The sequence below is a fragment of the Roseateles sp. genome, assembly GCF_019237615.1.
Lineage (GTDB): Bacteria > Pseudomonadota > Gammaproteobacteria > Burkholderiales > Burkholderiaceae_C > Pelomonas.
The window spans coordinates 20,591-34,001 of the sequence record NZ_JAFAGT010000108.1; the positions used below are offsets into that span (position 1 = coordinate 20,591).

Annotated in this window: 11 protein-coding genes, 1 tRNA gene and 1 pseudogene; 12 read left to right on the plus strand and 1 reads right to left on the minus strand. The window is 68.8% G+C overall.

Annotation, left to right across the window (positions count from 1 at the left end; genetic code table 11):
* The first annotated feature begins 73 nt into the window (after positions 1 to 73).
* From fdnG to JOY88_RS22850, 11 genes are all read left to right on the plus strand, one after another.
* Positions 74 to 3,145: a formate dehydrogenase-N subunit alpha gene (gene fdnG, locus JOY88_RS22800; protein ID WP_293505017.1), complete on the plus strand. Its 3,072-nt coding sequence runs from the start codon at positions 74 to 76 to the stop codon at positions 3,143 to 3,145.
* A 10-nt stretch (positions 3,146 to 3,155) separates the two neighbouring features.
* A complete protein-coding gene (gene fdxH, locus JOY88_RS22805; protein WP_293505019.1) occupies positions 3,156 to 4,070 on the plus strand; it encodes a formate dehydrogenase subunit beta in 915 nt (304 codons plus the stop codon).
* Between the two features lie 12 nt (positions 4,071 to 4,082).
* Positions 4,083 to 4,706 (plus strand): formate dehydrogenase subunit gamma, encoded by a 624-nt coding sequence (locus JOY88_RS22810; RefSeq protein ID WP_293505020.1) that lies wholly within the window; start codon positions 4,083 to 4,085, stop codon positions 4,704 to 4,706.
* Positions 4,703 to 5,701 carry a formate dehydrogenase accessory protein FdhE gene (gene fdhE, locus JOY88_RS22815; protein WP_293505022.1) on the plus strand — a complete coding sequence of 333 codons (999 nt, stop codon included), beginning with the start codon at positions 4,703 to 4,705 and terminating at the stop codon, positions 5,699 to 5,701. The genes JOY88_RS22810 and fdhE overlap by 4 nt, the downstream gene beginning before the upstream one ends.
* Positions 5,701 to 7,137, plus strand: coding sequence for an L-seryl-tRNA(Sec) selenium transferase (gene selA, locus JOY88_RS22820; RefSeq protein ID WP_293505023.1), 1,437 nt, complete (start codon positions 5,701 to 5,703; stop codon positions 7,135 to 7,137). Before fdhE ends, selA begins: the two co-directional genes overlap by 1 nt.
* Positions 7,134 to 8,999, plus strand: a complete 1,866-nt coding sequence (gene selB / locus JOY88_RS22825; protein WP_293505025.1) for a selenocysteine-specific translation elongation factor — start codon at positions 7,134 to 7,136, stop codon at positions 8,997 to 8,999. The genes selA and selB overlap by 4 nt, the downstream gene beginning before the upstream one ends.
* 4 nt (positions 9,000 to 9,003) lie before the next feature.
* Positions 9,004 to 9,099: transfer RNA gene (locus JOY88_RS22830), tRNA-Sec, on the plus strand.
* Between the two features lie 63 nt (positions 9,100 to 9,162).
* Positions 9,163 to 9,606: a glycine cleavage system protein H gene (locus JOY88_RS22835; protein WP_293505027.1), complete on the plus strand. Its 444-nt coding sequence runs from the start codon at positions 9,163 to 9,165 to the stop codon at positions 9,604 to 9,606.
* Positions 9,603 to 9,983 carry a DsrE family protein gene (locus tag JOY88_RS22840; RefSeq protein WP_293505029.1) on the plus strand — a complete coding sequence of 127 codons (381 nt, stop codon included), beginning with the start codon at positions 9,603 to 9,605 and terminating at the stop codon, positions 9,981 to 9,983. Before JOY88_RS22835 ends, JOY88_RS22840 begins: the two co-directional genes overlap by 4 nt.
* A gap of 20 nt (positions 9,984 to 10,003) precedes the next feature.
* A complete protein-coding gene (locus JOY88_RS22845) occupies positions 10,004 to 10,873 on the plus strand; it encodes a putative selenate ABC transporter substrate-binding protein (RefSeq protein ID WP_293505031.1) in 870 nt (289 codons plus the stop codon).
* Between the two features lie 95 nt (positions 10,874 to 10,968).
* Positions 10,969 to 11,451: a nitroreductase family protein gene (locus JOY88_RS22850; protein ID WP_293505101.1), complete on the plus strand. Its 483-nt coding sequence runs from the start codon at positions 10,969 to 10,971 to the stop codon at positions 11,449 to 11,451.
* A 704-nt stretch (positions 11,452 to 12,155) separates the two neighbouring features.
* Here JOY88_RS22850 and JOY88_RS22855 read toward each other — a convergent pair.
* Positions 12,156 to 12,932, minus strand: a pseudogene (locus tag JOY88_RS22855) (peroxidase family protein); the annotation flags it as partial.
* 199 nt (positions 12,933 to 13,131) lie between these two features.
* Here JOY88_RS22855 and JOY88_RS22860 point away from each other — a divergent pair.
* Positions 13,132 to 13,410, plus strand: coding sequence for a hypothetical protein (locus JOY88_RS22860; RefSeq protein ID WP_293505033.1), 279 nt, complete (start codon positions 13,132 to 13,134; stop codon positions 13,408 to 13,410).
* Position 13,411: the final 1 nt, after the last annotated feature.

Consider the following 13,411-nt stretch of genomic DNA (forward strand, 5'->3'; position numbering starts at 1 on the left):
CGGCGGCCACGACCGGCCGTCGCTCTGAGTCGTTCCTGCACAAAAGCGGGCCTGGCCCGCAGGAGACAGCCGAATGGACATGAACCGGAGGCAGTTCTTCCGGGTGAGCGGTGCGGGGCTGGCAGCGTCCAGCCTGGTGGCCCTGGGGTTCTCGCCGACGGCGGCCCTGGCCGAGACGCGCAACTTCAAGCTCTCCCGGGCAACCGAGACCCGCAACACCTGCCCCTATTGCTCGGTGGGCTGCGGCGTCATCATGTATTCCCTGGGCGACAAGGCGAAGAACGTCACTGCGTCCATCATCCACATCGAGGGCGACCCCGACCACCCGGTCAACCGCGGCACGCTGTGCCCCAAGGGCGCGGGCCTGCTGGACTTCGTGCACAGCCCCAACCGGCTGAAGTTCCCGGAGATCCGCGAGGCAGGTGCCACGGAGTGGAAACGCGTCGGCTGGGACGAGGCGCTGGACCGGCTCGTCAAGCTGATGAAGGCCGACCGCGACACCAACTTTCAGACCACCAATGCCGCCGGGCAGACGGTCAACCGCTGGACCAGCACCGGCATCCTGGCCGCCTCGGCCTCGTCCAATGAAACGGGCTACATCACGCACAAGGTGATGCGCGCCCTGGGGATGCTCGTCTTCGACAACCAGGCACGTGTCTGACACGGCCCGACGGTGGCCAGTCTGGCCCCGACGTTCGGCCGCGGCGCGATGACCAACCATTGGGTGGACATCAAGAACGCCGACCTCGTGCTCATCATGGGCGGCAATGCCGCCGAGGCCCATCCCTGCGGTTTCAAGTGGGTCATCGAGGCCAAGCACCACAACAAGGCCAAGCTCATCGTCGTGGACCCGCGCTTCACGCGCTCGGCCGCGATGAGCGACTACTACGCGCCCATACGTGCGGGCACGGACATCGCCTTCCTGGGCGGCGTCATCAACTATCTGCTGAGCAACAACAAGATCCAGACCGAGTACGTCCGCAACTACACCAACGCGACCTTCATCGTCGGCGAAGACTACAAGTTCGATGCCGGCATCTTCAGCGGCTACGACGAGGCCAAGCGCAGCTACAACCCTGCCTCCTGGGGCTATGAGCTGGACGACCAGGGCTTCGCCAAGGTCGACATGACGATGGCGCACCCGCGCTGCGTGCTCAACGTGATGAAGCAGCATTACGCGCGCTACACGCCCGAGCAAGTCAGCAGGATCACCGGCACGCCCAAGGACAAGTTCCTCAAGGTCTGCGAGCACATCGCCAGCACCGCCACGCCCGACCGCACCATGACCATCATGTATGCGCTGGGCTGGACGCAACACAGCATGGGCTCTCAGATGATCCGCACCGGCGCCCTCATGCAGCTGCTGCTGGGCAACATCGGCGTCCCCGGCGGTGGCATGAATGCGCTGCGCGGCCACAGCAACATCCAGGGCCTCACGGACCTGGGCCTGCTGTCCACGTCGCTGCCGGGCTACCTGAGCCTGCCCAGGGACGCGGAGCAAGACCTGGAGACCTATTACAAGACCCGTGCGACCAAGCCGCTGCGTCCCGGCCAGATGAGCTACTGGCAGAACTATCCCAAGTTCTTCGTCAGCTACATGAAGTCGACGTTCGGCAAGGCGGCCACGGCGGAGAACGCCTGGGGTTACCACTGGCTGCCCAAGTGGGACACCGGCTACGACGTGCTGCGCGCGTTCGAGATGATGAACCAGGGCAAGCTCAACGGCTACATCTGCCAGGGCTTCAATCCGGTGGGCTCCTTCCCGAACAAGAAGAAGATCGTCGCCGGTCTGTCCAAGCTGAAGTTCCTCGCCATCATCGACCCGCTCAACACCGAGACGGCGGAGTTCTGGAAGAACTTCGGCGAGCACAACGACGTCAAGTCGGCCGAGATCCAGACCACGGTGTTCCGCTTCCCCAGCACCTGCTTCGCCGAAGAGGACGGCGCGCTGACCAACTCTGGCCGCTGGCTGCAGTGGCACTGGAAGGGCGCCGAGCCCCCGGGCGAGGCCAAGGGCGACCAGGCCATCATCGCCGAGCTGTTCACGCGACTGAAGGCGGCCTATGTGAAGGACGGCGGTGCTTTCCCCGACCCCATCCTGAACTTGACCTGGCCCTATCTGCAGCCGACCAACCCATCGCCAGAGGAGCTGGCCAAGGAGTACAACGGCAAGGCGTTGACCGACCTGACCGACCCCAAGGACCCGACCAAGGTGCTGGCCAAGGCCGGTGAGCAGCTCAGCGGCTTCGGGCTGCTTCGCGACGACGGCTCCACGGCCGCCGGCTGCTGGATCTACACCGGCGCCTGGACGCAGGCCGGCAACCAGATGGCCCGGCGCGACAACAGCGATCCCTGGGGCATAGGCCAGACGCTGAATTGGGCCTGGGCCTGGCCGGCCAACCGGCGCGTGCTCTACAACGCGGCCTCCTGCGACCCCACCGGCAAGCCCTGGAACCCCAGGCGCCGGCTGATCAGTTGGGCCGGCGACAAATGGGCAGGCTCCGACGTGCCGGACATCCGGCCCGACGCCAACCCGACCGACGCCGACGCTGTGCGCCCCTTCATCATGACCGCCGAGGGCGTGGCGCGCCTGTTCGCGCCCAGCGGCATGGCGGACGGCCCGCTGCCCGAGCACTATGAGCCCTTCGAGACGCCGCTGACGATCAACCCCATGCACCCGGAGAACGCCAAGGCCAAGTCCAACCCGGCCGCGCGCGTCTTCAAGGGCGACATGGAGGCCTTCGGCACGCCCAAGGACTTCCCGTACGTGGCGACGAGCTATCGCCTCACCGAGCATTTCCACTACTGGACCAAGAACGTGCTGACCTCGGCGGTCATCCAGCCGCAGCAGTTCGTCGAGATCGGCGAGGAGCTGGCCAAGGAGAAGGGCGTGGCCAACGGCGACTGGGTCAAGGTGACGAGCAACCGCGGCTTCATCAAGGCCGTGGCAGTCGTCACCAAGCGCATCCCGTCGCTGGACGTGGATGGCAAGCGCGTGCATACGGTGGGCCTGCCCAACCACTGGGGCTTCGTCGGCGTGGCCAAGCCAGGCTATCTCGTCAACACGTTGACCCCCTTCGTGGGCGACGCGAACACGCAGACGCCGGAGTTCAAGAGCTTCACCGTCAACCTCGAAAAAGCCTGAGGAGGGAACGATGTCATCACTTCAATCCCTCGACATCGCCAGGCGCTCGGCCACCACCACGCCGTCCACGCAGGCGCGCAGGCATGTGCCCGAGGTCGCCAAGCTCATCGACGTGTCCTCCTGCATAGGCTGCAAGGCCTGCCAGGTGGCCTGCATGCAGTGGAACGACCTGCGTGACGATGTTGGCGACAACCATGGCAGCTACGACAACCCGCGCGATCTGACGCCGCAGAGCTGGACGGTGATGCGCTACTCCGAGGTGGAGGTCGAGCAGGGCAAGCTGGAATGGTTGATCCGCAAGGACGGCTGCATGCACTGCGATGACCCGGGTTGCCTGAAGAGCTGCCCGGCGCCCGGCGCCATCGTGAAGTACACCAATGGCATCGTGGACTTCATCTCGGAGCATTGCATAGGCTGCGGCAACTGCGTCACCGGCTGCCCCTTCGACGTGCCGCGCATCAGCAAGGTGGACAGCAAGGCCTACAAGTGCTCGCTCTGTTCCGACCGCGTCGGCGTGGGCCTGGAGCCGGCCTGCGCCAAGGCCTGCCCGACCGGCGCGATCCGCTTTGGTACCAAGGAGGACATGCTGGACTTCGGCGCCGAGCGCATCGTCGACCTGAAGGAGCGCGGCTACGCCAACGCGGGTGTCTACGACCCGCCGGGCGTGGGTGGCACCCATGTCGTCTACGTGCTGCAGCATGCAGACAAGCCCGAGCTGTACCACGGCCTGCCTAGGGATCCCAAGATCAGCCCGCTGGTGTCGCTGTGGAAGGGCGTGGCCAAGCCGCTGGCCGTGGCGGCCATGATAGGCGCGGCGGTGGCCGGCTTCTTCCACTACACCCGCGTCGGGCCCATCGAGGACCCGGACGATCCCGAGGCCGATCGCAACGTCGCCCGCGACGATGCGAACCACCCCGCCGCCTGACAGGAGCGCAGCATGGCTACCCGCTTCATTCAGCGCTACAGCGCTGGCGAGCGCACCAACCACTGGTTGATCGTGCTGCTCTTCCTCGGCGCCGGGCTGTCGGGCCTGGCCTTCTTCCACCCGGGCTTCTATTTCCTGACAGCCCTGTTCGGCGGCGGCACCTGGGCGCGCATCCTGCACCCCTTCATGGGCCTGCTGATGGCGCTGTGCTTCTTCGTCATGTTCCTCAAGCTGTGGCGACACAACGTGATGAACGACGCCGACAAGGAATGGATGAAGCACAGCGGCGAGATGCTGCGCGGCGACAAGAGCCGCATGCCGCCCGCCGGCCGCTACAACGCCGGCCAGAAGCAGGTGTTCTGGGTCATGGCCACCAGCCTGGCCGTGCTGGTGCTGACCGGCTTCATCTTCTGGCAGCCCTGGTTCGCCGACAGCTTCCCCATCGTCGCGCGGCGCATCGCCGTCGTGCTGCATGCGCTGTCGGCAACCGTGCTGATCCTGACGGTCATCGTGCACGTCTACGCGGCGATCTGGGTCAAGGGCACGTTCAGGGCGATGACGCGCGGCACGGTGACCGAGGGCTGGGCGCGCCAGAATCACGCGCAATGGCATCGTGAAATGACCGGAAAGCAATGACCGTCGGCAGCACGCAGAAGATTCTCAGCCCGGAAGAGATCGCCGTCCGCGCCGGCGAGCAGCTCAGCTTCCTGCACCTGCCCGAGGCCGGCGTCTTCGCCGACCGCGCGCTGCGCCTGCGCGAGCTGGCCGTCGGTCATGCGATGCGCGACTTCCTGCTCTTCGTCGCCGAACTGGCCGAGGCCCAGCACCGCGCGCTGTCCTCCAGGGTCGCCGTGCCCCTGCCAACGCCCGAGCAGGTGGGCACCGCGGCGCGCGGCGGCCAGCCCTTGCTGCCGGCCGAGACCTGGCCGCGCGCACCGGTGTGGCGCGAGTCGCTGCGCACGCTGCTGAACGACCTGGCGCGCCACCTGCCTGACGGTCCGGCCAAGGCCGTGGTGTTGCAGCTGGCCGCCGCCGACGACGAGCATCTGGAGGCGCAGGCCGGCCGCCTGCTGAGCGGTGTCATGCTGGGCCTGGACCTGGCCAGCGCGCCCTTGATCGCCGCCGGCCTGCAACTGCACTGGGTGCGGCTGGTGCAACAGACAGCGGCCCGGTCGGCCGGTCCCATCGCCGCCTTCGGCCGCACCGATGACCCCACGCTGTGCCCCTGCTGCGGCTCGCGCCCGGTCGCGTCGCTGGAGCGCCTGGGTGGCGAGGGCGCGCGCTACCTGGCCTGCGGCCTGTGCGCGACGCAATGGCACTACGTGCGTATCAAGTGCACGCATTGCCAGAGCACCAAGGGCATCTCGCTGCAAAGCCTGGTCGGCGCCGACGAACCGGCGTCGACGACGGCCGACGCCGTCGTGCAGGCCGAGTGCTGCGGCGAGTGCGGCCATTACCTGAAGCTGATGCACCCGGTGCGCGACAACGGCCTGGAACCGCTGGCCGACGACCTTGCCACGCTGACGCTGGACTTGCTCGTCAGCGAGGCTGGCCTGCAGCGCCACGGCGTCAACCTGCTGCTGCTCTTCGGCGAGCCCGACGAAGCGCCACCACCCGGACGAGAACACTGATGAGTGCGCCCGACGAATCCGTGGTTCACGGTTCCAAGGCCCCCGACAAAGCGGCCCCCAAGGACCTGCCGGCGCTGGACAAGCTGCTGCGCGACTGCGCGCCGCTGGTGGCACAGCACGGCCACACGCTGGTCGCCAACGAGGCGAGGGCGCTGCTCGACGGGCTGCGCTCGCGCGCCGTCGCCAGCACCCTGGTCCGCGCCGAGATCGATGCGCTGCCGCAGATGCTCGCCGGGCGCGTGGATGCGCGCATGCAGCCGAATCTGCGCGCGGTGCTCAACCTCACCGGCACCGTCATCCACACCAACCTCGGCCGTGCCCTGCTGGCCGACGCGGCGCTGCAGCAGGTGCTGGCGCTGATGGGCTCGCCCAACAACCTGGAGTTCGACCTCGATCGCGGAGCCCGCGGCGACCGCGATGACCTCATCGAGGGCCTGCTCTGCGAGCTGACCGGCGCCGAGGCCGCCACTGTCGTCAACAACAACGCCGCGGCGGTGCTGCTGGGCATCGCGGCGCTGGCGCGCGGCCGGGAGGCCATCGTGTCGCGCGGCGAACTGGTCGAGATCGGCGGCGCCTTCCGCATGCCCGACGTGATGAGCGCGGCCGGCGCGACGCTGGTGGAGGTGGGCACGACCAATCGCACTCACCCGCGCGACTACGAGCAGGCCATCACGCCGCGCACCGGACTCATCGTCAAGGTGCACACCAGCAACTACCAGGTGCAGGGCTTCACCGCGGCGGTGGACGAGGCCACGCTGGCGCCCATTGCGCATGCGGCCGGCCTGCCGCTGATGACTGACCTGGGTAGCGGCGCGCTGGTGGACCTGTCCCAATGGGGGCTGCCCGCCGAACCGCTGCCGCAGGCCATGCTGGCTGCGGGCTGCGACGTGGTGACCTTCAGCGGCGACAAGCTGCTGGGCGGCCCCCAGGCCGGCCTCATCGTCGGCAGCAAGGCCGCCGTCGGCAGGATCCGCAAGTACCCGATGAAGCGAGCCCTGCGCCTGTCCAAGCTGCCGTTCGCTGCGCTGGAGGCGACGCTGCGCCTTTACCTGCGCCCCGAACGGCTGGCGCAGGACCTGCCCACGCTGCGGCTGCTGACGCGACCCCAGAGCCAGATCGCCCAGCTCGCGCTGCACCTGCTGTCCGACGTGGCCGCGGCCGTCGCGCCGCGCTTCACCGTCGAGACGGTGGCGCTGCAGAGCCAGATCGGCTCCGGATCGCTGCCTGTCGAGCGCCTGCCGTCGGCGGGGCTGGCCATCTGCGCCGCCGACGGCCGTGGCCGCACGCTCGAAGCGCTGGCCAGCACGTTGCGCAGCCTGCCTCGTCCGGTCATCGGCCGCATCCACGATGACCGCCTGCTGCTGGACCTGAGGGGCCTGGAGGAGCCGGCGCTGCTGACTTCGCAGTTGCCGGTGCTGAAGGAGAGGCTGGCGTGATCGTCGGCACTGCCGGCCATATCGACCATGGCAAGACCACGCTGGTGCGTGCGCTGACGGGCGTGGACACGGACCGCCTGCCCGAGGAGAAGATGCGTGGCATCAGCATCGAGCTTGGCTATGCCTACCTCGATGTGCCGGGTCACGAGCAGCGGATCGGCTTCATCGATGTGCCCGGCCACGAGAAGCTCGTGCACACCATGCTGGCTGGCGCCAGCGGAATCGACTTCGCGTTGCTGCTTGTGGCGGCCGACGACGGCGTGATGCCGCAGACTCGCGAGCACCTGGCCGTGCTGAGCCTGCTGGGCCTGAAGCGCGGCGCCGTGGCGATCACAAAGACCGACCGCGCTGAGCCCGGCCGCGTCGAGGTGCTGCGGGGCGAGGTGAGGGCGTTGCTGGCCGGCACCGGCCTGGACGACGCGCCCATCGTCGCTGTCTCCGCGCAGACCGGGCAGGGCGTGCACGCGCTTCGCGAGTTGCTGTTCGACGTCGCCCGCCGCACGCCGCCGCGCGCGACGCAGGGCCTGGCGGCCCGACTTGCGGTGGACCGCGCCTTCAGTCTGGACGGCGTCGGTACCGTCGTCACCGGCACGCTGCGTGCAGGTGAGATCACCGTCGGCGACGAACTGGTGGTCCACGGCCAGCGCGCCCGTGTGCGCAGCCTGCACGCGCAGAACCGCGCCGTCGAGCGCGCGCGGGCGGGCGAGCGCTGCGCCGTCGCGCTGGCGGGCCTGGCCAAGGAGCAGGCCCCGCGCGGCCAGTGGCTGACGGCGCCGACGGCAGCGCTCGCCACCGACCGCTTCGATGCCCGCCTCACGCTATGGCCCGGCGAGGCCAGGCCGTTGCGCTCCGGCACTCGCGTGCACCTGCACCTGGGCGCGCAGTCGGTGACGGCCAGCATCGCCGTGCTGGACGGCGACGCCATCGCGCCCGGCGCCTCGGCCCGCGTGCAACTTGTCTGCCACGCGCCGGTCGGTGCCTGGCGCGGCGACCGCCTCGTGCTGCGCGATGCCGGCGCCGCCCGCACCCTCGCCGGCGGCGTCGTGCTGGACCCGTTCGCGCCCGTGCGCTACCGACGCACGCCCGCGCGCCTGGCCGAACTGGCCGCCTGCGAACTGCCCGTGTTGGCCGAGCGCCGCGAGCGGCTGCTGGCGCTGTCGTCGCTGGGTCTGGACCTGGCCCGGTTCGCGCAGTCGGAGGGACTTGCCCTGCCGCTCGAAGGCTGGGCACTGGGCGACGAGGCCCGCGCCGCATTGACCGCCAGGCTGCTCGCCGCGCTGGCCGACTTTCACGCCAGGTCGCCCGACGAACTGGGGCCCGACGCGGCCCGGCTGCGCCGCCTCGTTGCACCGCGCATCGCCGAGCCGCTGTGGCGCCAGCTGCTGGCCGAGTTGCGTGCCACCGGCCGAATCGCCGTGCGCGGCGCCTTCGTGCACCTGCCGGAGCACGGCGTGCAGCTGTCGGCCGCCGAGCAGCGCATCGCGCAGAAGGTGGCGCCGCGCCTGGCCGCCGCCGGAGCCGAGGGCGCCTGGGCGCGTGACCTCGCCCGGGACTGCGCCGAGCCCGAGGCGCTGCTGCGTGCGACGCTGGCGCGCCTTGCGCAGCAGGGCGAGTTGCACCAGGTGGTGAAAGACCTCTACTGCGACACCGCGACGCTGGTCAGACTCGCTGCCATCGTGCGGGCGTTGGGCGCCGAGCAGGGCAGGGTCACGGCGGCGACCTTCCGCGACGCGACGGGCCTGGGCCGCAAGCGGGCCATCCAGCTGCTGGAGCATTTCGACCGCATCGGACTGCTGCGCCGCGTGGGCGACGAGCACCGGCTGCGCGCAGGCAGCGCACTGTTCTCGGAGACGACGAATTGATCATGGAAAGAGAACGACACCGGTGTGTCGGCCGGGCTTCAAACCCGGTGGGTGGCGCCACGCGCCGCCGGGTGGGTTCGACTCCCTCCTCTTTCCGCCACCAGCCTGGCCTCGCCTGCTGCGTGGGCACATCCGCGCCCGTGGTCAACGGGGAGTGCTGCCCATGACGGACACCGAGGTCATGACCCTGCCGTCGGGCTTCTGGCTCTGGCCCGAAGACCAGACCTGGGCCCAACCCCTTCCGGGCGGCCAGGTCCGGATCGGCATCACGGCGCTGGGCCTCAAGGCCTCGGGCGACATCTACATGTGCCGGCCCAAGCCGGTGGGCAGCAAGGTTGGGCAGGGGGGCTCCATCGGCGTCGTCGAGCTGTCCAAGTCCATCGTGGCGGTGAAGTCGCCACTGTCGGGCGTCGTCACGCGTGTGAACGAGGCGCTGGAGGAACGGCCCGAACTGGTCCACCAGTCGCCCTACGAGGCGGGCTGGATGGTCGAGCTGGCACCGTCTGAGCTCGATGCAGAGCGGCGGAAGCTCGCCATCGGCGAGATCGCCATCCGCGAGGCGATGGCGCACTGGGCCTGGCTCAACCAGCTGGACGCCGCGCCGTGAAGCGCTCCGGCCTCGCCATCCTGCTCTGGGCTGCCGACCCCGACGACCCCGTGCGCCTGGCCACTCCCTTCGCGCATGCCGCGGCGGCCGCGGCACTGGAGATGCAGGTGGAGGTCTATTTCTCGGCACGCTCGGTGCTGCTGCTCAAGCCCGGCGTGGCCGGCCAGCTGCGCGCCTCCGAGCGCTTCGACAAGACCATCGCCGACTGGATGGACGACGCGCTGGCGCATGGCGCGCGCTTTTTCGTCTGCTCCGACGCGCTTGCAGCCCAGGGCCTCACGCAGGACGATCTGATCCCGGCAGGCCGCCGTCACGGCGGTGCGGTCCAATACGCATCCCGCGCCGCCCAGGCGGCGTGGACCACCTTGGTGTTCTAACCCCCTTCAGGAGAATTCACATGGCCCTCTCTCGTCTCGTCGCCGGTCTGGCGCGCGGTGTGGTGATGTCGCTGGCGCTGGCCGGCGCGGCGGCGCAGGCGCAGCAGGTGCTGCGCGTGACCGCCATCCCCGACGAGTCACCCACGGAGCTGGCGCGCAAGTTCGCACCGCTGGGCCAGTACCTGGAGAGCAAGCTCGGCATGAAGGTGGAGTGGACGCCGGTGACCGACTATGCCGCGGCCGTCGAGACTGTCGTCAACAAGAAGATCGACCTGGCCTGGTTTGGCGGCTTCACCTTCGTGCAGGCCAATGTGCGTTCGGGCGGCAAGATCCTGCCGCTGGTGCAGCGCGAGGAGGACGAGAAGTTCCGCTCCGTCTTCATCACCGAGGCAAAGAGCGGCATTGCCAAGCTGGAGGACCTGAAGGGCAAGACGCTGTCCTTCGGCTCGCAGAGCAGCACCTCGGGCCACCTGATGCCGCGCAGCTTCCTGCTGGCCGCCAAGATCAACCCCGACGTGGACCTGAAGCGCGTGGCGTTCAGCGGTGCGCATGATGCGACCATCGCCGCCGTCGCCAGCGGCAAGGTGGATGCCGGTGCGCTGAACATCTCGGTCTGGGAGAAGTTCGTCGCCGAGAAGAAGGTGGACCCGGCGCAGGTCAAGGTCTTCTACACGACGCCGCCCTACTACGACTACAACTGGTCGGTCCATGCCGACATGCCGGAGGCCCTGCGCGAGAAGATCAAGGCCGCCTTCCTGGCGCTGGACCCGTCCACGCCGCAGGGCAAGGAGATCCTGGGCCTGCAGCGCGCCACGCGCTTCATTCCGAGCAAGCCCGAGAACTACAACGGCATCAAGGCCGCCGCCGAGAACGCCGGGCTGCTGAAGTGACCATCCCGCCCGCGCTCGACGCGCTGCTCGGCCGCTTTTCGGTGGGCCCCAAGCATCTGGTCGAGCCGGGCCCCAGCGACGAGCAGCTTGCGCTGATGACGCAGGCGGCGCTGCGCGCGCCGGACCATGCGGAGCTGGTGCCTTATCGATTCAAACTGGTGCGTGGCACAGCAAGACAAGGCATGGCCGTGCTGTTTGCCGACGCGGCCCGCAGGGCCGGCAAGGGCGAGGAGGGCGCCGCGCTGGATGCCGAGCGCGCGCTGAACCCGCCGGTGACGGTGGCGGTCGTCGCCCGCATCGACCTTGGCCATCCGCAGGTGCCGGCCCATGAGCAATGGGCGGCCGTGGGCGGCGCGATCAGCAACTTCCTGACGGCGGCCCATGCGCTGGGCTTGGGCGGCAAGATGCTCAGCGGCGTCAAGGTGCGCGATCCGGCCATCTCGGCGGCCTTCTGCGAGCCCGGCGAGACGCTGGTGGGCTGGATCGCGCTGGGAACGCCCGCGCGCCGCCCGGCCGGGCCGGCGCGCAAGCCGGCGCCGGCCGAGGTGCTGGTGGATTGGGTCAGACCAGACCGGTGAACTTCAGGATCGCCCAAAACATTGCCGATCATCGGCGTCCAGCCCGAAGGCGCAGCCCTGCGGAAGCTGCGCTGGTCGCTGTCGACGATGCCGTTGAAGACTTCCATCAGGATGCGGCCGCCGACGGGGCCGAGCTGCGAGACCGAGCAGGGGCCGGTGGCGAAGTCGTCGTCGTTGAGGTCGCGCTGGCCCACCTCACGCCAGTAGGCCAGCGTCGGCTGCTGGGCTTCGGCCAGGATGTAGAACCACAACGGGGTCTCGGTCAGGAAGCGCGGGTCGGCGCTGGCGATGCTCCTGAAGCTGAAGCCGTTCGGGGTCTTGACGCGCACCATCAGGTCGCCGGCGCCCAGAGGCTTCTCGTGCAGCTTGGCGGCGAAGTCCTGGCCGGTGGCGATGGCGTAGGTGGGCAGGTTGCCGCGCTTGAGGTTGAGAACGGCCAGCGAGGCGCCCGCGCCGACCGAGGGCGGCAGCTTGGCCAGCGGGTCCACCAGCGAGGGGTCGATCTTGTAGGCCCATTGCAGGCGCACCGCGGGGTCGTTCTTGACTGGCGTGGGACCGTTCCTGACGGGAATGCCGAAGCCCGGCGTGAAGAAGCGGCCCCAGTCGTCGATGACATGGGCGGCCAGCAGGGGCTGGAAGCCGATCAGGCTTTCGTCGGGCGAGTCGGTTGCGTCGAAGATCAGCTTCTTGGTCTCGGTGTTGAGCCGATAGCCGCGGCGCACCATGGAATGGCCGAAACGGTAGGCCGCGCCGACAAATTCCGTGGGCAGGTTGTCGCGCATCTGCTTGTTGTTCACGTACAGGTCGTAGGCACCGTCGCCCAGGGCCGCATGGCGCTGGGTGAAGAAGTCATAGGTGTGCGTGTCGATGATGCGGTGCAGATAGTCCTCCAGCACGACGCGCTGGTAGGTCCACGTGACCTCGGCGCGGGCGCGCTCGAACAGGTTGGCCGTGTTGCTGCCGGCCTTGATCCTGGTCACGACGGCGTTGTGGAACTTGATCATCGCCAGCTGGACCTGGCAGACGATGGAGTTCTCGTCGTTGCGCTTGTCGCCGATGATGGCGCGGCCGTTGGCGGCTTGGCGCATCAAGTCCTTGCCGCCGGGGGCGATCAGCAGCGTGGCGCCATCGGCGTCGTACATATAGGGCTGGTCCTGCGGGCCGGCGCCGTAGATGCAGTCCAGGTCCAGCGCCGGCGTGCGCAGGTTGGACGCGGCCGCCGCTGGGTCGGAGAACGAGGAGGTGGTGTCCAGCGTCAGGTCATGGTCGACGAACTGGCCGAAATAGGTGTATCCGGCCGGCACGGCGAGGTTCTCCTCCGCGTCAGCGCCGTCGTTGAGTTCATCGTCCTCCACGATCATCAGCGCGGCCAGCGCCTCCAGGCTGGCGTCGCTGAAGGGCTTGGGGTTCTCGGGCAGCATGCGGACGAACTTGCGTTCGCGCGTGCCGAGCAGGCCATGGCCGTTGTTGGGTGTGGTCATCGCGGTCTCCTGAATGAACGAGAGGGGACGGCATCGTGAACCTGCGCCCTGCGCGGTGAATCCCCAGCCTTGCGGAGAAACCCTCGCCGGCACGCTTCAAGCTAGGGGTTAGCAGGCACCGGACACCCGGATGCGGGCATCGCCGAGGACCTGGTTTCGTTGGGGTTCACTGTGCTCACCCCAACCTGCGTCTGACACCATGCGCTACGGCCGCGCCAACACGCCGGGCGCCACCTACTTTTTCACGTTGAATGCGGCGGACCGTGGCGGCCGGCTGTTGACGGACCACATCGATGCGTTGCGGGACGGTTTTCGCACCGTGCGTCAGTCGCGCCCTTGCGTGGTGGATGCCATCTGCGTGCTGTCGGAGCACATGCAACGGCTGATGACGCTGCCGCGCGAGGACGCCGACTTCGCGACGCGGGGCATGCTCATCATGCAAGGCTTTTCGCGGCGTGAGCCGGGCCTCGAAGGGTGAG